The 19,918-nt window shown below is 73.5% G+C and carries 16 protein-coding genes; 5 read left to right on the forward strand and 11 right to left on the reverse strand.

Annotation, left to right across the window (positions count from 1 at the left end; genetic code table 11):
* Positions 1-72: 72 nt before the first annotated feature.
* Genes ITJ48_RS11360 through ITJ48_RS11370 form a run of 3 tightly spaced genes read left to right on the forward strand, consistent with a single transcriptional unit; the run spans position 73 to position 2,945 of the window.
* A complete protein-coding gene (locus ITJ48_RS11360; protein WP_194613759.1) occupies positions 73-393 on the forward strand; it encodes a hypothetical protein in 321 nt (106 codons plus the stop codon).
* A gap of 24 nt (positions 394-417) precedes the next feature.
* A complete protein-coding gene (locus ITJ48_RS11365; protein ID WP_194613760.1) occupies positions 418-2,199 on the forward strand; it encodes an ATP-binding protein in 1,782 nt (593 codons plus the stop codon).
* Positions 2,196-2,945: a response regulator gene (locus tag ITJ48_RS11370; RefSeq protein ID WP_370544897.1), complete on the forward strand. Its 750-nt coding sequence runs from the start codon at positions 2,196-2,198 to the stop codon at positions 2,943-2,945. The genes ITJ48_RS11365 and ITJ48_RS11370 overlap by 4 nt, the downstream gene beginning before the upstream one ends.
* Before the next feature lie 90 nt (positions 2,946-3,035).
* Here the strand turns inward: ITJ48_RS11370 and ITJ48_RS11375 are convergent, their stop codons facing one another.
* From ITJ48_RS11375 to ITJ48_RS11410, 8 genes are all read right to left on the reverse strand, one after another.
* Entirely contained in the window at positions 3,036-5,294 is a 2,259-nt protein-coding gene (locus ITJ48_RS11375) for a glycoside hydrolase family 36 protein (RefSeq protein ID WP_194613761.1), read from the reverse strand.
* Position 5,295: 1 nt separating this feature from the next.
* Entirely contained in the window at positions 5,296-6,219 is a 924-nt protein-coding gene (locus ITJ48_RS11380) for an ABC transporter ATP-binding protein (RefSeq protein ID WP_194613762.1), read from the reverse strand.
* On the reverse strand, positions 6,216-7,169 hold the full coding sequence (locus tag ITJ48_RS11385; RefSeq protein ID WP_194613763.1) for an ABC transporter ATP-binding protein: 954 nt from the start codon (positions 7,167-7,169) through the stop codon (positions 6,216-6,218). Before ITJ48_RS11385 ends, ITJ48_RS11380 begins: the two co-directional genes overlap by 4 nt.
* A complete protein-coding gene (locus ITJ48_RS11390) occupies positions 7,166-8,146 on the reverse strand; it encodes an ABC transporter permease (protein ID WP_123547953.1) in 981 nt (326 codons plus the stop codon). Before ITJ48_RS11390 ends, ITJ48_RS11385 begins: the two co-directional genes overlap by 4 nt.
* Before the next feature lie 34 nt (positions 8,147-8,180).
* Positions 8,181-9,170 carry an ABC transporter permease gene (locus ITJ48_RS11395; RefSeq protein WP_194613764.1) on the reverse strand — a complete coding sequence of 330 codons (990 nt, stop codon included), beginning with the start codon at positions 9,168-9,170 and terminating at the stop codon, positions 8,181-8,183.
* Positions 9,171-9,216: 46 nt separating this feature from the next.
* Complete coding sequence (locus tag ITJ48_RS11400; RefSeq protein ID WP_194613765.1) at positions 9,217-10,923, reverse strand: ABC transporter substrate-binding protein; 1,707 nt, start codon at positions 10,921-10,923, stop codon at positions 9,217-9,219.
* Between the two features lie 299 nt (positions 10,924-11,222).
* A complete protein-coding gene (locus tag ITJ48_RS11405) occupies positions 11,223-12,101 on the reverse strand; it encodes a substrate-binding domain-containing protein (RefSeq protein ID WP_194613766.1) in 879 nt (292 codons plus the stop codon).
* 89 nt (positions 12,102-12,190) lie between these two features.
* Positions 12,191-14,725: a glycoside hydrolase family 2 protein gene (locus tag ITJ48_RS11410; RefSeq protein ID WP_194613767.1), complete on the reverse strand. Its 2,535-nt coding sequence runs from the start codon at positions 14,723-14,725 to the stop codon at positions 12,191-12,193.
* Between the two features lie 91 nt (positions 14,726-14,816).
* Here ITJ48_RS11410 and ITJ48_RS11415 point away from each other — a divergent pair, with 91 nt between their 5' ends.
* Both ITJ48_RS11415 and ITJ48_RS11420 read left to right on the forward strand, forming a co-directional pair.
* Positions 14,817-16,133, forward strand: a complete 1,317-nt coding sequence (locus ITJ48_RS11415; RefSeq protein WP_194613768.1) for an ROK family transcriptional regulator — start codon at positions 14,817-14,819, stop codon at positions 16,131-16,133.
* A complete protein-coding gene (locus tag ITJ48_RS11420; RefSeq protein WP_194613769.1) occupies positions 16,130-17,179 on the forward strand; it encodes a Gfo/Idh/MocA family protein in 1,050 nt (349 codons plus the stop codon). The genes ITJ48_RS11415 and ITJ48_RS11420 overlap by 4 nt, the downstream gene beginning before the upstream one ends.
* A 22-nt stretch (positions 17,180-17,201) precedes the next feature.
* Here the strand turns inward: ITJ48_RS11420 and ITJ48_RS11425 are convergent, their stop codons facing one another.
* The 3 genes from ITJ48_RS11425 to ITJ48_RS11435 form a co-directional block, all read right to left on the reverse strand.
* Positions 17,202-18,245 carry a diacylglycerol kinase family protein gene (locus ITJ48_RS11425; RefSeq protein WP_370544898.1) on the reverse strand — a complete coding sequence of 348 codons (1,044 nt, stop codon included), beginning with the start codon at positions 18,243-18,245 and terminating at the stop codon, positions 17,202-17,204.
* 167 nt (positions 18,246-18,412) lie between these two features.
* A complete protein-coding gene (locus ITJ48_RS11430) occupies positions 18,413-19,285 on the reverse strand; it encodes a hypothetical protein (RefSeq protein ID WP_194613770.1) in 873 nt (290 codons plus the stop codon).
* A complete protein-coding gene (locus ITJ48_RS11435) occupies positions 19,282-19,860 on the reverse strand; it encodes a sigma-70 family RNA polymerase sigma factor (RefSeq protein ID WP_228506873.1) in 579 nt (192 codons plus the stop codon). The genes ITJ48_RS11430 and ITJ48_RS11435 overlap by 4 nt, the downstream gene beginning before the upstream one ends.
* Positions 19,861-19,918 lie beyond the last annotated feature (58 nt).

Consider the following 19,918-nt stretch of genomic DNA (forward strand, 5'->3'; position numbering starts at 1 on the left):
AGTGTTCGCGGCGCTCGCGCGGGCGCCGGCGCCCGGTCGGTCGACGTCGGCGGCGATCGTTAGGGTGGCGCCATGACCGACGACGACGTCACCACGAAGACCGTCCAGCTGCGCCGCTACGAGCTCGCCCCCGGGGTGCTCGACGACTTCGTCGCCTGGTTCACCTCCCGGCTCGTCCCGGCCCGCACCTCCTCGGGCTTCACGATCGAGTTCGCGTACGCCGACCGCGACGTCCAGGAGTTCACCTGGGCCGTCAGCGCTCCCGGCGACGCCGAGGCGTTCCTCGCCCTCGAGGCCGAGTACCTCGCGTCCGAGGCGCGAGCCGCGGCGTTCGCCGGCGAGCCGACGCGCGTCGCCGTCTCGCACGTGCGGCTGGTCGAGCCCGTCCTCTAGGCGACCGGACCGTCCGGCAGTCCGATGCGCCGCGCCAGCATCGCCACCCGCCTGTTCGCCCTGCAGGTCGTCGGCGTCGTCGTGCTCGCCCTCGTCGCCGGGGCGTGGCAGTGGACGAGCGCGCGCACCGACACCGAGCGCGCGGCCGCTGCCCGCTGCACCGCCCTCGCGACCTCGATCGCCGACAACCCGTTCGTGCTCGAGGCGCTCGACACGGACGACCCGTCCGCGGTGCTCGAGCCGTACGCGCTCGACCTGATGCGCGACACCGACACCGACTTCGTCACCGTGATGACGCCCGACCGCACCCGCCTGACGCACCCCGACCCCGCCGAGATCGGGCGGCCGTTCATCGGCACGATCGCCCCAGCGCTCGCCGGGCGGTCGTTCACCGAGACGTACTCGGGCACCCTCGGGCCGTCGGTCCGCGCCGTCGTGCCCGTGCTCGACGACGCGGGGGACGTCGTCGCCCTCGTGGCCGCGGGCGTGACGGTCGACAGCGTCTCCGCGGCGCTCGGCCAGCGCCTCCCCCTGCTCGTCGGCGGGGCCCTCGCGACCGTCGCCCTCGGGGCGCTGGCGGCGTGGCTGCTCAGCCGCCACCTCCGGCGGGTCACCCGCGGCCTCGGCGCCGAGGAGCTCGGCCGGGTGAGCGACCACCACGAGGCGGTGCTGCACTCGGTCGGCGAGGGGCTCGTGCTCGTCGACGACCAGGGGCGGCTCACGCTCGTCAACGACCACGCGGCGCTCCTGCTCGGGCTGCCGTCGCTCGTCGACGACGTCGCCAGGCAGCCCGTGCCGGTCTCCGAGCTCGCACTGCCGACGTCGCTGGCGGGGCTGCTCGCCGGGGGCGGCGAGGCGCAGGACGAGGTGCACGTGGCCGACGACCGCGTGCTCGTCGTGAACCAGCGGGTCGCGGCCGCGCCGGGGGCAGGGGGCGACGCAGGAGGCGCCGGCCGGCGGCTCGGGACCGTCACCACCCTGCGCGACCACACCGAGCTGCGGCAGCTCACCGACGAGCTCCGGACGATGAGCACCCTCTCGGCGGCCCTCCGCTCGCAGACCCACGAGTTCGCGAACCGGCTGCACACGATCGTCGCCCTCATCGAGCTGGGTCGAGCCGACGAGGCGCTCCGCTTCGCGTCGGACGAGCTGGACCTCGGCCAGGTGCTCGCCGACCAGGTCGTGGCCGCCGTCGACGAGCCGGTGCTCGCGGCCTTGCTGCTCGGCAAGAGCGCCCAGGCGCGGGAACGCGCCGTCGAGCTCGAGCTGCACGTGTCGCCCGACCTCGGCACGCCGCGGGTGCCGGTGCGCGACCTCGTGACGGTGATCGGCAACCTCGTCGACAACGCGCTCGACGCGTCGGCGCCGCGCTGGGCGGACGCAGATCCCGGGGCCGGGGCCGAGGCCGAGGTCGATCTCGCCACGAACCGCGAACCGGATCATGAACCGGGAAAGAACGCGGTTCATGGTCCGGAACGCGGTTCATCGCGGCAGCCGACCGTGCGGGTGTTGCTCGACCGGCCCGCGGCGGGCGTCGTGCGGATCGCCGTCTCCGACAGCGGACCCGGGCTGCCCGACGGCCGCGACGTGTTCGCCCGGGGCGTCAGCACCAAGCCGGGGGGCGCCGAGGGGCGCGGCATCGGCCTCGCGCTCGTGGCCCAGGTCGCGCGGCGGGCGGGCGGCACCGTCGACGCCCGCTCGACCGAGCACGGCACCACGATCACCGTCGACCTCCCCGAACACGGGCACGGGCGCGTGGACGAGGACGAGCGCGGGGACGACGAGGAGGCGGTGGTGCGGTCGTGACCGGCGCCTCCTCGTCCCGCCCCCTGCCCCCGACGACGCCCCCGGTGCGCGTGCTCGTCGTCGACGACGAGCCGCTGACGGCGGAGGCGCACGGCGCGTACGTCACGCGGCTCGACGGGTTCGAGCTGGTCGGCGTGGTGCACGACGGCCGGTCCGCCCTCGACCGGCTGCGACAGCCCGGCATCGACCTCGTGCTGCTCGACCTGACCCTGCCCGACATCCACGGGATCCAGCTCTGCCGGGCGCTGCGCGCGGCCGGCTCGACGGTCGACGTCGTCGCCATCACGGCGGTGCGCGACGTCGCGGTCGTCAAGAGCGCGGTGTCGCTCGGGATCGTGCAGTACCTGATCAAGCCGTTCGGCTTCGCGACCTTCGCGGACAGGCTCACCGGCTACCTCGCGTTCCGCCGCGGGCTCGACCAGGGCGAGGGGCAGGTCACCCAGACCGAGGTCGACGCGAGCCTCGCGACCCTGCGCACGACCGCCGCGCCCTCGCTCGCGAAGGGGATCGCCCCGGAGACGCTCGCCGCCGTGGTCGATGCGCTGCGGACCGCGTCGGGCACGGACGCCGATGAGAGGCTGGCTGCAGGAGGCGCGCTGTCGGCCGGCGAGGTCGCCGCGGCCGTCGCGGTCTCGCGCGTCACGGCCCGCCGCTACCTCGAGCACCTCGCCGACGCGGGCCAGGTCGACCGGGTGCCCCGGTACGGCGCGCCGGGCCGTCCCGAGCACGAGTACCGCTGGCGCTGAGCCGGCGGGTCGCCGTCACCCCCGAGCACCCCATCGTTCCGGGGTGCATCGTCCACTCTGGGGTGTGTCGCGGTGTCCGTGCGGCGTGGCTCAGCCGGCCGTCAGGCGGAGGACCCGTGCTGCGGGTCCGGCGACGTCGACGACCACCGTGAGCTCCGCCTCCTGCGGGTCCCAGCTCCACGACCAGCCGGCCGGGTCGGCCGGGAAGAACGGCTCGACCCGCACCTCCCGCCCGAACAGCCCCGGCAGAGGCAGGACGACGCGGTCGTCCTCGCCCGAGCAGCGCCACACGCTGAGGTGCGTGACGGCGCCGGCGCCGGCGCCCGCGTCGGCACCCGCACCCGCACTCGCACTCGCACCCGCACCGGCACCCGCGGTCAGCGCCAGGGCCGTCCACGCGTCCTCCCACGCCGGCAGCCCGAGCGGCCACGACGGCACGGCCCGCTCGATCGAGCCGAGCACCTCCCGGTGCGCCGCGACGGCGGCGCGCACGACGTCTCGCTGGGCGGTGTCCATCCGGTTCAGGTGCCCCGACAGGTACATCCGGCCGAGCACCGCGTTGACGAGCGAGAACGTGAACAGCTCGGGCTCCATGCCGGCGTGCGGATAGGCCCAGTGCCCCGCCTGCTCGGGCAGGAGCGCGGCGGGTGCGGCGGCCGCGATCGTCGCGTACATCACCGGGTCCTGCTGGTCGGAGGTCGACTGCACGTGCAGCCGCGACATCATCGCCCAGTCCATCCGCATCGCGCCCGAGGCGCAGTTCTCGATGAGGAGGCGCGGGTGGCGCTCCTGGACGTCGTCCAGCCAGGCGAGCAGCGCCCGCGTGTGCTCGAGCAGGCCCGCACCGGGAGCGAGCCCGCCGGCGTCCGTGCCGGGGCCCGTCATCGTGTTGTAGTCCATCTTGAAGAAGCCGACGCCGTGGTCGCCGACGAGCCGGTCGACGACCCCGTCGAGGTGCGCCCGCGCGGCCGGGCTGCGCAGGTCGAGCAGGTGCCGCCCGTGGTCGGCGACGCGCACGCCGCCCCGCGTGAAGAACGCGTCGTCGGGCAGGGAGGCGGCGAGCGGCGACCGCACGCCGATCACCTCGGGCTCGAGCCACAGCCCCGGCACCATCCCGCGGTCGCGGATCCGGTCGAGCACCTCGTCGATCCCGCCGGGGAACCGGCTCGCGGCGGGCTGCCACTCGCCGACCGTGTCCCACCAGTGGCCCTCGGCGTACCAGCCGGCGTCGATGCAGAAGTAGTCCGCGCCGACCTCGGCCGCCGCGTCGATCAGCGGCAGCAGCTTCTCGGTGGTGGGGTCGCCCATCAGCGTGTTCATGTAGTCGTTGAAGACGACGGGCAGATCGTGGTCGACCTCGCGCACGAGGCGCGTGGCACGCCGCTGGGCCGTCATCGCGGCCAGGACCTCGTCGACGCCGCCCGCCGCGACGGCGACCGAGGCGGGCGCCGACGTGAAGACCTCGCCGGCGCGGAGCACGAGGCTCCAGTGGTTCTCGGGGTCGGTCGGTCCGGACAACAGCAGGTAGGCGCCGTGCCGCGTCTCGCCGAGCTCGAACAGCCAGGGCCCGGCGTGCTCGACCTGCCAGGCGAGAGCGGCCGAGCCGTCGCGGGCGAGCAGCGCGGCGGTGGGCACGGCCTCGCCGCTCGACCACGAGCCGCGGTCGCCGACGACGAGCCGCGTGCGCGGCGGCTGGTGCTGCACGTCGCGGTCGATGCGCGCGAGCCCGGCGTCGCGCAGCGGGGTCGTCGACCAGCGGCTCTCGGCCACCCAGTCGTTCGCCGCCGTCGCGAGGGCGAAGGCGTCGACGTCGTCGTCGCGGCCGAGGAACGCCCCGGTCGCGATCGTCGACACGGCGTCGAGGGTGAGCGGGGCGGCGCCGGATGCGAGGCCGACCTCGGTGTGCGTGCGGAACGCGGGCACCGCCTCCTGCGCCTCGAAGACGCTGGTGACGACGAGGCCCGTGGCGTCGTCGCGCTGCTCGATCCGCAGCCGGGCCGTGCCGTCGCCGTCGATGTCGGCCTCGTGCGACGTGTGCCGCAGGGCCGCGCCGAGCACGGTGTCGACGTGCCGGAAGCTGCCGGGGAACCGCCCGTGCCCGAACGCCGACACCTCGACCAGGGCCTGCAGGAGGCGGTCGGGCACGTCGCCCTCGTCGCCCGGCCAGAGCGCGGGGGCGACCGCACCGGGGCCGGTGCCCTGATCCGGCACCTCCCCCGGCGCCGGCACCGGCGCGGCCTCGCCTGTCGGCACCGCCCCCGGCTCGATCGCGACCAGCGCGACCGGCGCGTCGTCGGGCAGGGCGAAGGTCAGGTGCAGGGCGTCGGTGCCCCAGTGCAGCAGCCGCACGTCAGCGCACCGCGGCCTTCGCGGCGAGCGCGTCGCCGGCCGGGGCGGACCCGGCCTGCATCCACGCCCGCGCGTAGTGGTCGTAGCAGATCGAGTTGTCGATGCTCGAGCGGTCGGGGGCCGACTCGTCGCTGACGACCTTGCCGACGCGCTCGGGATCGGGCGCGGCGAGGGCGAGCAGCTTCGTGTAGTCGTGGTGCGGGTCGAGGATGACGTCGTCCGCGGGCCCCCGCTCGACGACGCGGCCGCGGTAGAGCACGAGGATCTCGTCCGAGAAGTGCCGCGCGGTGGCGAGGTCGTGCGTGATGTAGAGCACGGCGAGGTTGTCCTCGCGCTGCAGCCGGCCCATGAGGTTGAGCACGCCGAGCCGGATCGAGACGTCGAGCATCGACACCGGCTCGTCGGCGATGAGCACCTGGGCGCCGGGGGCCAGGGCCCGGGCGATCGCGATCCGCTGTCGCTGCCCGCCGGACAGCTCGTGCGGACGACGGGCCGCCATGTCCTCGGCGGGTCGCAGGTTGACGCGCTCGAGCATGTCGAGCACGCGCTCGTGCGTCTCGGCGCGGCCCCGCGTGCGACGGTGGATCCGCAGCGGCCGCGCGATGTGGTGTTCGATCGAGTGGAACGGGTTGAGCGACGCGAACGGGTCCTGGAACACCATCTGCACGTGTCGCCGGTAGACCGACCCCATCACGGGCGTGCCGTCGTCGAGCGTGACGTCGATCTTCCCCGAGCTCGGCTTCTCGAGCTTGGCGAGCATGCGGGCGATGGTCGACTTGCCCGAGCCGGACTCGCCCACGAGGGCGACCGTGCGGCCGGGCAGCAGGTCGAACGACACCGAGTCGACGGCCCGGAACGCCTCGCGGCCGATGCCCTTGCGGACCGAGAAGTCCTTGGTCAGGTCGGTGACGTGGATGCTGGTCATCGCGGGTCCTCCAGGTCGTCGGGGTCGGGCAGCACGATGGTGCGGGTGTCCTGCTCGAGCGGCGAGCCCTCGTCGACGCCGGTGCGGATGAAGGCGCCGCGTGAGCCGCTGAGGCTCGGGAACGAGCTGAGCAGTCGGCGCGTGTAGGGGTGCTGGGCGTCGGCGTAGATCTGCTCGGCGGTGCTCAGCTCGACGATCTCGCCCTGCAGCATCACGGCGATGCGGTCGCTGATCTCGAGCAGCAGCGGCAGGTCGTGCGTGATGAACACGACGGCGAAGTCGAGCTCGTCGCGCAGCCGGACGATCTCGCGCAGGATGTCGCGCTGCACCACGACGTCGAGGGCCGTGGTCGGCTCGTCCATGATCATGATCTGGGGCTCGAGCAGCATCGCCATCGCGATCATCACGCGCTGGCGCATCCCGCCCGACAGCTCGTGCGGGTACGAGCGCAGCCGCACCGGGTCGACCCCGACGCGCTCGAGCACCTCGGCCGCCCGGGCACGCCGCTGCGCCTTGCTCATCTGCTTCTCGTGCGTGACGAGCACGTCGTCCAGCTGGGTGAGGATCGTCGTCACCGGGTTGAGCGCGTTCATCGCCCCCTGGAACACCATCGACAGCTTCGACCAGCGGAACGCCCGCAGCTCCTGCTCGCCGAGGGCGAGGAGGTCGACGTCGGTGCCGTCGCGGTCGTGGAACGTGATCGAGCCCGTCGAGATGCGCGCCGGCGGCTTGTGCAGCCGGTTGATCGCGTAGGCGAGGGTCGTCTTGCCGCAGCCGGACTCCCCCGCCAGCCCGAGGATCTCGCCCGGCGCGAGCGTCAGGCTGGCCGACTTGACCGCCGTGACCGGGTTCTCGACCTCGTAGACGACGGTGAGGTCGTCGATCGTCAGCACCGCGTCGCGACGGGTGCGGGGCCGGGTCGGCGCGGGCGCCTCCTGCGTGGGGGTCATCGGGAGGCCTTCTTCGCGAGACGGGCGCGCTTGCGGTGCAGGCGCACGTTCTTGAGCTTGGGGTTGATGATCTCGTCGATCGAGAAGTTGATCAGCGAGAGGCCGGTGCCGAACAGGGCGATGATCAGGCCGGGAGGGCCGAACCACCACCAGGCGCCGAGCGGCAGGGCGAAGCCGTTCTGCGCGTAGAACAGCATCGTGCCGAGGGTGGACGAGTTGGAGGCGCCCAGTCCGAGGAACGACAGGCCCGCCTCCCCGAGGATGGCCGCGATCACCGCGAAGACGAACTGCGACGCGAGCACCGGCAGCAGGTTCGGCAGGATCTCGACCGAGATGACGCGCCACGGCTTCTCGCCGGCGACACGGGCCGCGGCCACGTAGTCGCGGCTGCGGATCGACAGGGTCTGCGCCCGCAGCACCCGGCTGGACGCGGCCCAGCCGGTGATCGCCAGCACGATGCCGATCGTCCAGAGCCCGCGCTGCTCCTGCGGCACGAAGCCCGAGATCACGATGACGAGGGGCAGGCCGGGGATCACGAGGAACACGTTCGAGAACAGGGAGAACGCCTCGTCGGTGAAGCCGCCGATGTAGGCGCCGAGGATGCCGAAGAACGCCGAGAGGGCCGTCGCGAGGATGCCGACGATCAGGCCGATCTGCAGCGAGCCGCGGGTGGCCCAGGCGAGCTGGGCGAAGACGTCCTGCCCGGTCTGGGTCGTGCCGAGGAGGTGCTGGGCCGACGGCCCGGTGAGGCCGATGTCGCGGATCACGGTCGGGTCCTGCACGAAGAACGGGCCGACGATGCCGAAGAGCGCGATGGCGCCGACGAGGCCGAGGCCGGCGGCGAGCCACGGGGTCATGGTCGGCAGCATCAGCCGCCAGGCGGAGCGCCTCGGCTTGCCCAGGTCGGCGGCCTCGGCGGCGAGCTGCGAGGTCGAGTCGACGACCGTGGTGGTCGTGTCGGGGGCGACGTTCGTCATGGGTGCTGCCTCCTGCTGGTGGTGCGGCGGGCCATCAGCTGCGCGCCCGGGTGCGGGGGTCGATGATCCCGTAGAAGAGGTCGACCACGAGGTTGGCGCCGAGCACGGCCAGCGTGATGAACAGGAAGATCCCCTGCATCAGCGCGTAGTCGTTGTTCGTGACGGCCGAGAGGAGCTTGCCGCCGATGCCCGGGTACGAGAACACCTGCTCGGTGACGATCGAGCCGGAGACCACGAAGCCCAGCGAGATGGCGAACCCGGCGACGCTCGGCAGCACCGCGTTGCGGGCCGCGTAGCCGCGGAGGATGCGGCCCTGACTGAGGCCCTTGGCCTGCGCCGTGAGCACGTAGTCCTCCGACAGCGTCGACACCATCATGTTGCGCATGCCGAGCAGCCAGCCGCCGATCGACGCGATGACGATGGTGAGCGCCGGCAGGAACCCGTACTCGATCGCCGACGAGATGAACTGCCAGTTCAGCCCGGGATCGAGCACGACGTCGTAGCCGCCCTGCGAGGGGAACAGCCGCAGGGAGGTGGCGAGCACGTACACGAGGATCAGCGCGAGCCAGAAGTAGGGCACCGCCGCGAGCAGCGTGGTGGCCGGCACGAGCGAGTCGAGCCAGGTGCCCGGCTTCCAGCCGACGAACGCGCCGAGCAGGACGCCGAGCCCCGCACCGATCACGGTCGCCAGGCCGACGAGGACGATCGTCCAGGGCAGCGACGACCCGATGACCTCGGTGACGGGGGTCGGGAAGTAGCCCACCGAGATGCCCAGGTCGCCCCTGAAGATGTTGATCAGGTAGTTCCAGTACTGCACCGGGAGCGGATCGGAGGAGTCGCCTCCGAGGAGGAGCTCGTACGCCTTGCGGGTGTCGGGGGTGACGATCCCTCCGCGTTGCTGCAGCTTCGCCAGCAGGATGTCCACCGGGTTGCCCGGCAGCAGCCGGGGGATCAGGAAGTTGATGGTCAGCGCGGCCCACAGGGCGACCGCGTAGAAGCCGAGCTTCCGGACGAAGTAGTTCACGTGTCCTCACCGGTCCTCACGACGACGAGCTCCTCCTCCGCCACGGCTACTCGCCGACCGGCTTCAGGGACTTGAAGATGATCGAGTTGTCCGGCGAGGCCCAGATGGCGGGGAACGCGTAGAGGTCGTCCATCGTGGGCCAGCCGGTGAACTTCGACGAGTGGTACTCGCTCGTCGTGCCGCCGGTGAGGACGGGCACGTAGGGCATGTCCTCGACGATCGCGGCCTGGATCACGTCGAACTGCGCCTGGCGCGCCTCCGTGTCCTCGGGGTCCGTGGCCTTGAGGGCCTCGAGCGCCGCGTCGACCGCGGGGTCGCTGAAGCGGGCCATGTTCGTCGGTGCCGCCTCGCCGACCGCCGCCGTGTAGGCGGTGTTGAAGTACTGGTCGTAGAGGTAGTACGGGTCGGACGCGGCGCCCTGGCCGAGCGAGTCGATGGCGAGCTGGTAGTTGCCCTTGCTCTTCTTGTCGGTCCACTCGTTCCACGACGACTGCGAGGCGGTCAGCGAGATGCCGGCGGCCTTGAGCTGCTGGCCCATCGTGTCGATGGCCGTGATGTAGTCGGTCCAGCCGGTGACGACCTCGACCGTGAGCTTCAGCTCCTGGCCGTCCTTGGCGTAGATGCCGTCGGCGCCCTTCTCGTAGCCGGCGTCCTCGAGCAGCGACGAGGCCTTGTCGAGGTCGGGGGCGGACGGGGCGACGGGCTCGGCGACGGCGCTCGAGATGAGGTCCTCCTGCGTGCTCGTCAGGGCGAACGTGGGAGACACCTCGCTGGCGGTGTCCTGGAACGCGAGGGAGTTCACCTGGTCGCGGTTCAGGGCGTAGTAGATCGCCTGGCGGACGGCGGGGTCGGTCTGGGGGCCCTCGCAGCCGAGCTCGGCGTTCGAGCAGGTCATCAGCGCGACCTGGTTCTGCGGGATCGTCACGGCGTCGTAGCCGGGGTAGTTCTTCGAGACGTTCTGGATGTCGGGCACCGGGCCGGTCTGCCAGTCGATCGTGCCGGCCGCGAGCGCGTCGGCGCCGGCGGTGTTGCCGGACAGCGAGAGGTAGCGGACCTTCTTGACCGCGGGCTCCCCGCCCCAGTAGGTCGGGTTGGCGGCCAGCGTGAAGGCCTGCGCCTTGAAGTCGTCCATCGTGTACGCGCCGGTGCCGACGGGCTCGGCGATGACGTCGGTCGTGGGGTCGATGTCGCTCCACAGGTGCTCGGGCACGATCGGCGTGCGGCCGAGCAGGGCCGGGCCGGTCACGAACGCCGGGTGGTCCCAGGTGAAGGTGACGTGCGTGTCGTCGGCGGCGGCGGTGACCGTGCCGTCGAAGCCGTTGGTGTTGATCGAGGGGGTGTCGAGCAGCATCTCGAAGGTGAAGACGACGTCGTCGGCCGTGAAGGCCTCGCCGTCGGACCAGGTCGCGTCGTCGCGCAGGGTGACGTCGAGCTGCGTGCCCTCGTCGTTCCAGGTGTACTCGCTGCCGAGCAGGGGCTCGTAGTCCTCGGTGTTCACGTTGGTGACGAAGAAGAGCGACTCGTAGATCGCGCCGATGCCGCCGATGGACGACGGCGAGTACGGGTTGAAGTTGATCTGGTAGTCGCCGGCCTGGCCGGTGTAGACGACGAGCGTGTCGCTCGGGCTGCTCGAGCCCGAGCCGCCGGCGGAGCAGCCGGTGAGGCCGAGGGTCAGCGCGGTGGCGGCGGCTGCCGCCCCGATCGCCCAGGCCCTGCGGACGGGCCTGCGGCCCGTGGTTGCGCGGAGGAACATCGTTGATCCTTTCCCAGGGCGCGACCACTCGGGGCAGTCGACGCCGACTTCGTTGTCACAGGCGGGCTGGGCCGCACTGTCGGGTCATTGTTACCCGACTAAATTAAGTCCGTCAAGTTTGTGGGAGCAAGCCTCAGGAACCGTGACCGGACCGTTGCCGGTCACGGGCGAGCGACGAGGAGGCGCGATTCAGGAACGGGGGCGGCTGCGGTCCTGAGTCGTGCACGGTTCAGGACCGCGCCTCCCCCCGTGGCGAGACTCAGGACCGATCTTCCTGAATGAGGAGAGGGGGCGGCAGGTCAGCGGCGGGGCGGCGCCGTGGTGCCGCGCACCACGATCTCGCTGTCCGGGGCGCGGACGAGCATCTCGGGTCGTCCGTCGAGCATCGCGAGCACGGTGCGCGTCGCCGATTCCCCCAGCGACGGCACGTCGCGGCTCACCACGGACAGCGGGGGCGTCGCGAGCTGGCAGAGGGGCGAGTCGTCCCACGCGAGCAGCGAGAGGTCGCCCGGCACGGAGACGCCGAGGTCGGCCGCCGCGGCCAGGCCGCCCACCGCCATCGCGTCGTTGTCGTAGACGATCGCCGTCGGCCGCTGTGCTCCGCGCAGCAGCCGGCGGGTCTGCGCCTCGCCGCTCTCGGCCGAGTAGTCGCCCGGCAGGACCAGGCCGCTCGCGCCTCCTCGTCCGACGGTGAGGTCGAAGGCCTCCGAGCGCGCCCGCGTGTGGCCGAGCTCGACGGGTCCGCTGACCCGCCCGATCACCGAGTGGCCGAGGCCGACGAGGTGCGCGACGGCCTGGCGCATCGCGCCCCGGTCGTCGACCTCGACGGTCGAGACGCCGCCGCCCTGCGGCTCCTGGCCGAGGACGACCGTCGGCAGCCCGAGGGCCGCGAGGACGGGCAGCCGGGGATCGTCGTCGACGAGGTCGGCGAGCACGACGCCGCGCACCCAGCCCTGGGCGGCCCAGCGGCGGAAGCAGGCGAGCTCGTCGTCGTGGTCGGCCACCAGCTGCAGCAGCACCGTCGCCCCGGCGCGCGTCGCCGCCGCCTCCATGCCCGCGAGGAACGCGGTGTGGAACGGGTCGATCCCGAGGCTGAAGGGCGCCCGGCGCTGCACGAAGCCGATGGCCGGGAGGGAGGGAGGCGCGCCGGCCGTGCCGGCGCCCACGGGCGGGGACACCAGTGCAGTATCGCCCACCGCGGGCGCCACGGTCGACCTGTGCGGCCGAGGAGGCGGCTCCTCCGTCACGAGGCCGGTCAGGACCGCGGTCAGGGCGCCACCGCCAGCAGCAGGCCGTTCGCGTGGCGGAGCACGCCCCGGCCCACGAGCGCCTGCGGGTCGAGGGTCACGGCGCCGTCGCGGCCCGTGACGCGGAACTCCGCCGACTCCCCCGCGAGCAGGGTGACGAGCCCGCGGTCGACCGTCGCCCGCGGGTCGAGGACGTCGACGAGCAGGGTGACGTCGCGGGCGTAGCTCCGCGCCGTCACGGTGACGATCCAGGCGTCGCCGTCGGGGGCGACCTCGGTCGCGACGGGGTCAGGGTCGAGCCGCTGGTCGACGACCTCGGCCGCGTCCCAGACCGCCCGGCCCGAGCCGAAGCCGGGCAGCACGGCGACGAGCAGCTCGCCGACGGGGTCGAGCGCGTCGACGAGCGCGGACGGCACGGCCAGCTCGACGCTGCCCCGCGAGCCGACGGCCCCTGGCACGACGACCTCGTCGAGCACGTCGCCCGCGAACGTCGTGCGGCGCAGCACGACGTCGCCCGCCCACGCGTCGTCGACGTCGTTGAGCAGCACCACGGCGAGCGAGTCGCCGCGCGGCTGGATCGTCGCGAGGCGCGGCGCGTAGCAGTCGCGCAGGGCGAACCAGAGCGGCTTGCGGTGCTCGTCGAAGTCGACGGCGGCCCACGAGGTGACGGGCCAGTCGTCGTTCAGCTGCCACACGATCGTGCCGGTGTTGAGCGGCGCGAGCGACCGGAAGTGCTCGACGCCGAAGCGGATCGCGGCGGCCTGGTTGAGCTGCGTGGCCCAGTGCCAGTCCTCGATCGTCGCGGGGGCAGGCAGGTGGCCCTGCATGCCGCGCTCGAGCTTGAGGTTGCCCTCCTCGGCCTTCTGGTGCACGAGCATCTGGTGGCCGTACGGGTCGAGCGGCTCGTCGTGCACCGAGCCGACGAGCGTCGACCAGGCGGGCGGGCCCTGGAACCCGAACTCCGAGACGAAGCGGGCGGGGTACTCGCGGTAGGCCGTGTAGTCGCGCCGGTTCCAGACGTCCCAGATGTGCATCGTGCCGTGGCGGTGGTCGTTCGGGTGCACCTCGTCGTACGACGCCACGGGGTCGCCGAACGAGAACGGGCTGCCCGGCGAGTACGCGCGGGTGCCGTCCAGCTCGGCGACGAGCCGCGGCAGCAGGTCGCGGTAGTAGCCCTCGCCCCAGGTGCGGCCCTGGAGCTCCGCCTTCCAGCCCCAGTCGACGAAGCCCCAGATGTTCTCGTTGTTCCCGTTCCAGATGACCAGCGAGGGGTGCGGGCTGAGCCGCGTGATCGCCTCGCGGGCCTCGGCCTCGACCTCGACGGCCAGCCAGTCCTCCTCGGCGTAGGCCGCGCAGGCGAACAGGAAGTCCTGCCAGACGAGCACGCCCGCCTCGTCGCAGGCGTCGTAGAAGTCGTCGGACTCGTAGATGCCGCCGCCCCAGACGCGCAGCAGGTTCATGTTCGCCTCGGTCGCGTCGGCGACGCGGCGCCGGTAGCGGTCGCGGTCGACCTCCGTGACGAACGCGTGGTCGGGGATCCAGTTCGCCCCGCGGACCTGAACGACTCGCTCGTTCACGAGCACGACGAAGGGGGTGCCGTCGTCGTCGGGCGTCGTGTCGACCCGCACGGTGCGGAAGCCGACCCGCGACGCCCAGGAGGCGGTCGTCGCGTCGGGCGCACCGCCCCCTTCGCCGTCGCCCCCGGGCGTCGCGGTCACGCGGACGCCGTACAGCGGCTGGTCGCCGTGGCCGAGGGGCCACCAGAGCCGCGCGTCGGGGACGACGAGCTCGAGCGCGGCGTCGGCGGTGCCGGCCGCGACGACGACGCTCGCGTCGGCCACGCGGTCGCCCTCGAGCGAGGTCACCTCGACGGCGACGCGGTGCTCGCCGGTCGCCACGCCGTCCCACTCGAGCGCGACGCGAGCGTCGAGGGTGCCGGCGGTCCCGTCGACGCCGACGAGCGGACGCACCGAGGCGATCCGGACGCCGGACCACGAGTCGAGCCCGATCGGCCGCCAGATGCCGGCGCCGGCCACGTCGACGCCCCAGTCCCAGCCGAACGAGCTGGCCTGCTTGCGCAGCGTGTTGAAGGGGTGGTGGTTGACGTGGGGCAGGGCACCGTGGAGCTCGACCCGGGCCTCGGCCTCGGCGACGGGGGCCGCGAAGGTGAGGGTGAGCGCGTTCTCGCCCTCGACCAGCGCCTCCCGCACGTCGACGCGGTAGCTGCGGTGCTGGTTCTCGGTCCGGGCGACGACGCGGCCGTTCAGCTCGACCACCGCGACGGTGTCGAGCCCCTCGGCGACGAGGTCGTGGCGGGCGGACCCGTCGTCGTGCCAGGTGAACATGGTCGAGAAGCGCCACGAGGTGTCGCCGATCCACTGCTGGGCCGACTCGGCGTCGCCGTCGAACGGGTCGGTGATGAGGCCGGCGGCCAGCAGGTCGGTGTGCACCTGGCCCGGCACGGTCGCCGGGACTCGCCGGCCGGCCACGGCGTCGGGCACCGGACCGGTGACGGCCTCGACGGTCCAGTCGTCGTGCAGGGGGGAGAAGGCCATGGTGTCCCTTTGCGTCCAGGGATCTCCGACCCCTTCGTCAAGCAGCCTAAGTAAGCCGCTCGGACCCTAGACTACGGGTTGGAGGTACCACATGGTCAACCCGCGCCTGCTCTCGAGCGCCCCGACGAGCCGCGGGCTCGCCTTCGACCTGATCCGCTCGCAGGGGCCCATCAGCCGGGTCGAGCTCGCCGAGCGCACCGGCCTGACGCAGGCCACCATGTCGAACGTCGTGCGGCAGCTGATGGTCGACGGGCTCGTCGTCGAGGCGGGCCGCCGCGAGTCGACCGGGGGCAAGCCGCGCACCCTGCTCAGCATCGACCCGCTCGCCCGCTTCGCGCTCGGCGTGCAGCTCGGCGCGGACGCGGTCACGGTCGTCCTCACCGACCTCGGCGGGGCCATGGTCGGCCGGCTGCGCACCCACGGCGTCTACGGCGAGGCGCCCGACGCCGCGGTCGCGCGCATCGCCGCCGTGGTCGCCGACTTCCTCGGCGGGCTGGGCGTCCCCGCCGAGCGCGTCGCGGGCCTCGGCCTCGTGACCCCGGGGCCGATCGACCTCCGCCACGGCAGCATCCACGGCGCTCCCCCGCTGGAGGCGTGGGCCGGGTTCCCCCTGGTGAGCGCCGTCACCGAGGCGACCGGCCTGCCCGTCGTCCTCGACAACGACGCCACCGCGGCGGCCATCGGCGAGTTCTGGGGCGGCTCCGTCGCCGACTCGGCGGCGCACTGCACCGTCTACTACGGGGCGGGCATCGGCGCGGGCATCGTGCTCGACGGCGTCGTGTTCCGCGGGGCCAGCTCGAACGCCGGTGAGCTCGGGCAGGTGATGAGCCGCGCGCCCGGGCCGTTCCTGGCGAACACGACGGTCGAGAAGCTCGCCGGGCCGGTCGGCGTCGCGCTCCGGGCCCGCGCTGCGGTGGCCGCCGGGCGCGAGGCCGGCTTCGCCCTCACCGGCCTGACCGACCCCTACGCCGACTTCAGCGTCGTCGCGACGGCGGCCGTCCACGGCGACCCGCTCGCCCTCGAGCTCATCCGCGACTCCGCCGAGCACCTGGCCGCGGCCGTCGTCTCGATCGCGAACGTGCTCGACCTCGACTCGATCGTCCTGGCCGGCCCGAACCTCGCCATCGCCGGCGCCCTCTACCTCGAGGCGGTCCGGCGACGCGTCGACGAGGACTTCTTCGCCCGGGCCGCCCACGGCGTCAGCGTCGAGCTCTCGGCGTACGTCGCCGACGCCGCGGCCGTCGGCGGGGCGGCGCTCGTGCTGCAGCGCGAGATCACGACCCGCTCGGCCGGCGCCGCGCCCAGCAGCCCGTCCGCGCCCGCGAGCCCGTCCGCGCCCGCCAGCCCGTCCGCTCCCGCCAGCCCGTCCGCTCCCCTCGTCCCGCCCACTCCCCCGGAGGCACCGTGACCAGCTCGACCGCACCCTCGTCCTCGTCGTCCCTCACCTTCCCCGAGTCGACCGCGACCCCGCTGCGGGGCGGGCCCGCCCTGCGCTGGGGCGTCATCGGCACCGGCGAGATCGCGGGCGACTTCACCGACGCCCTGCACGCGCACACCGACCAGCGGGTCGTCGCCGTCTCGTCGCGCACGCTCGACAGGGCCGAGCGCTTCGCCGCCTCGCACGGCGTCGCCACGGCGGTCGAGGGGCAGGAGGCGCTGGTCGCCCTGGCCGAGGTCGACGTCGTCTACGTCGCCACGCCCCACACGAGCCACGTGCCCGACGCCCTGCTCGCGATCGGCGCCGGCAAGCACGTGCTCATCGAAAAGCCGTTCGCTACGACCACGGAGGAGGTGGACCGGCTGATCGCCGCCGCCCGCGCGGCCGGGGTGCTCGCCATGGAGGCGATGTGGACGCGGTACGTGCCGCACAGCACCGTGCTCGCCCGGCTGCTCGCCGACGGCGCGATCGGCGACGTCCGGCTCGCGACGGCCGACGTGGCCTGGGCGAACGACCTGTCGTCGGGCGGGCGCATGGCCGACCCGTCCCTCGGCGGCGGCGCACTGCTCGACATCGGCGTCTACGCCGTCTGGTTCGCCCAGTTCGCGATCGGCCGGCCGGTCGACGTCCGGGCGACGGGCACGACCCGCGCCGACGGCGTCGACCTCGAGGCGGCGATCGCGCTCCGCACCGCCGAGGGCCGCGTCGGCACGGCGGTCACGAGCCTGCTCACGACGTCGCCGGGCCTCGGCACGATCAGCGGCTCGACCGGCACGGTGCGGATGCTCGAGCACCTGGTCTTCCCCGCCTCCTTCGAGGTGTCCACCGCCGCCGGCACGGCGATGTGGCGGGACCCGTCGGTGCTGCGGGGCCGGGACGGGCTCGCCTACGAGGCGACGGCGCTGGCCGCGTTCGTCGCCGAGGGGCGCACGGACTCGCCGCTGCACTCGCTCGACGACGCACGGTCGGTGACGGCCGTCCTCGAGGCGGCCCGCGCCTCCTTGACGGTGGTCTGAGGCAGCCGGCCGGTGCGACCCCCTACGAGCGGGGCACCCGCACGGTCAGCCCGCCGGGCTCGATCCAGGTGCGGAAGCCCGTCGCGACGCCGAAGCCGTCGCCGTCGACCTCGATGTCCTCGGGGCTCTTGAGCTCGACCTCGATCTGCTTCGCCTTGACGTAGCGGAGGGCCTCGTTCTCGGTGCCCGGCAGCTTGTCGGCGAAGGGCAGGCGCCTCACGACGCCGTTCTCCCAGAACACCTTGAACAGGATGTGGGCCCAGCCTCGGACGCCCTTCGGGCGCAGCAGCAGGATGTCGAACAGGCCGTCGTCGATCGCCGCGTCGGGCAGCAGCACGATGTTCGCGGGCAGGGCGCCGCAGTTGCCCACGATGATCGTGTGCGCGTGCATGTCGCGCTGCTTGCCGCCGTCGATCCTGTACCGGAACACGAGCTGGTTCTCGTCGCGCAGCGTGGCGACGAGCGCCTTGACGTAGGCCAGCCAGCCGACCTTCTTCTTCAGGTCGTCGTCGGTGTTCGCGAGCATCTTCGCGTCGATGCCGAGCCCGGTCATCACGACGTAGACGTGCTCGCTCGACGAGCCGTCCTCGCGGCGGATCTCGAGCATGCCGAGGTCGATGTCGCGGTCCTGGCCGGCGAACGCGGTCTCGAGGGAGTTGTCGAGGTCCTCGAGGGTGAGCTTGAGGTTGCGGGCGAGCAGGTTGCCCGTGCCGCTCGGCAGCAGGCCGAGCGACGCGTCGGAGGCGTGGACCGTCTCGGCGACCGCCCGCACGGTGCCGTCGCCGCCGGCCGCGATGACCATGGTGGCCCCGGCCTCGAGGGCCTCGCGGGCGGGACCCTGGCCGGCGTCGTCCTCGCTCGTCTCGAACCAGAGGGTCGTGCCCCAGCCGGCGGCGCCCTCGGCGCGGGCGACCGCGGCCTTCACCGCGTCGAGGTCGATCTTGATCGGGTTGTAGACGACCGCGGCGACACGTGTCGCCTGGGACGCCGTGGAGTCGGTCGAGGAGGCGGTGGCGGCGTCGGCTCCGGACGTCACGGGGGGCGTCGGGTCGGTGTCAGTGGTCACCCGTCGATGATGCCACCGAGACGGTGCGGCGGGCCGGGCGGGTGGACTCCACGACTCAGGAACTCGCGACGCCGGCCTCCTGGATCGTGCACGACTCAGGACCGCGAGTCCTGCGCAGCGCAGACTCAGGACCTGCGTTCCTGAATGAGGAGAGCAGGAGGGGCGGGTCAGGCGTCGACGGAAGGCACCGAGGCGGTCGCGATCTCGACGCCGTCGGCACCGCGCACCTCGACGGCGACGACGTGCTCGCGCAGCACCGCCGCGTTCATCCGGCAGTCGACGGTCACGTCCGTGCCGAGGAACGCCCCCGACTCGTGCTCGGCACCGGTGTCGTCGACGACGACGACCGAGAACGCCTCCCCGGTCGGCAGGCCGTCGACCGTGAGCACGGTCTCGGTGCCCCAGGTGTGCGCCACGAGGTCGCCGTCGACGGCGACTCCCGACGGCTCGCCGGCGAACGCCACGTGCTCGACGGCGCCCAGGGTGCCGGGCGGGCCGGCGACGTGGGCGTCGCGGGGCGTCGCGGCGAGCACGCCGCCGCCGACGCCGACCGCGACGCAGGCCGCGGCTCCGAGCAGCGTCAGGGCCACCCGCCGCGACCGGCGGGGGCGCAGGGGGACCACGGGGGCCGACGCAGGCTCGGGGAGCCGAGCCGGGGCGCCCGGCGCGACCGCCGCCTCCTCGGCTCGGCCTGAGGGGCCGGCCTGCTCGGCTCGCTGCGCGGCGGCGGCGGCGGCCGACTCTGCTCGCTCAGCAGCGTCGGCCGACCCGTCACGGGCGACGGCCGACTCGACCCGGTCGCGCAGCGAGGCGTCGGCCGGGGCGTCCTGCCAGGTGCCGACGGGAGCGAGCCGGGCCACGACCCCGCCGAGCGAGGCGATCTCGTCGTCGACGGTCGGGTCGACGACGCGCAGGGCGTCGAGCTCGACGGCCTCGGCGGGCGACAGGTCGGACGCGAGGGCGGCGGCGATCAGCTCGGCGCGACGGTCGGACGCGGAGTCAGCCGGGGTCGCGGCAGGGTCGGACGTGGGGTCGGTCACGAGAGGTTCTCCCCGTCGTCGAGGTGGGTGCGGAGGGCACGCAGGGCGTAGAAGCAGCGCGTGCGGAGGGTGGCGACCGGGACGCCCGACACGTCGGAGAACTCCTGGTAGCTGAGCCCGGTCAGGTGGACGGCGACGACGACCTCGCGGTGCTCGTCGCTGAGGCGCGCCAGCCCCTCGACGATGCCGAGCCGCTCGAGCGGGTCGGCTGCGGGGGCCGCCTGCTCGGGCGCGTGCTCGTCGGGCACCAGCAGCGGGGTGCGCTGGCGGGCCCGGTGCACGTCGAGCACCACGCGGCGCTCGATCGCGAACAACCAGGTGCGCTCGCCGCCGCGGGCCGGGTCGAAGGAGGCGCGGGCACGCCAGGCGCGGAGGAACGTCTCCTGCACGCAGTCCTCGGCGAGCGCGCGGTCGCGGAGGGCGTTGACGGCGAAGCCGAGCAGGGCCGAGCCGTGCTCCGCGAAGGCGGCGGACACGTCGAGGCCCGCCGAGGAGGTCTGCGCCGAGGGGCCGGGCGTCGGCTGGCTCATCGGGCTCCCCTCCTGCGTGCCGGGACGCATGACGACGAGCGACATCCGGCTCCTCTCAGCCTACGGGGCGGCTCCCGGCGGACGACCGGGAGCTCTCGAGAGG

Origin of the sequence: Frigoribacterium sp. VKM Ac-2530, from assembly GCF_015350835.1 — a bacterium.
In the GTDB taxonomy this organism is placed as follows: domain Bacteria; phylum Actinomycetota; class Actinomycetes; order Actinomycetales; family Microbacteriaceae; genus Frigoribacterium.

Bases quoted from the DNA above. Each gene is read 5' to 3' on its own strand.
- ITJ48_RS11360 (WP_194613759.1), top strand. From the start codon at position 73: ATGACCGACGACGACGTCACCACGAAGACCGTCCAGCTGCGCCGCTAC.
- ITJ48_RS11365 (WP_194613760.1), top strand. From the start codon at position 418: ATGCGCCGCGCCAGCATCGCCACCCGCCTGTTCGCCCTGCAGGTCGTC.
- ITJ48_RS11380 (WP_194613762.1), bottom strand. From the start codon at position 6,219: ATGACCAGCATCCACGTCACCGACCTGACCAAGGACTTCTCGGTCCGC.
- ITJ48_RS11385 (WP_194613763.1), bottom strand. From the start codon at position 7,169: ATGACCCCCACGCAGGAGGCGCCCGCGCCGACCCGGCCCCGCACCCGT.
- ITJ48_RS11390 (WP_123547953.1), bottom strand. From the start codon at position 8,146: ATGACGAACGTCGCCCCCGACACGACCACCACGGTCGTCGACTCGACC.
- ITJ48_RS11400 (WP_194613765.1), bottom strand. From the start codon at position 10,923: ATGTTCCTCCGCGCAACCACGGGCCGCAGGCCCGTCCGCAGGGCCTGG.
- ITJ48_RS11410 (WP_194613767.1), bottom strand. From the start codon at position 14,725: ATGGCCTTCTCCCCCCTGCACGACGACTGGACCGTCGAGGCCGTCACC.
- ITJ48_RS11415 (WP_194613768.1), top strand. From the start codon at position 14,817: ATGGTCAACCCGCGCCTGCTCTCGAGCGCCCCGACGAGCCGCGGGCTC.
- ITJ48_RS11435 (WP_228506873.1), bottom strand. From the start codon at position 19,860: ATGTCGCTCGTCGTCATGCGTCCCGGCACGCAGGAGGGGAGCCCGATG.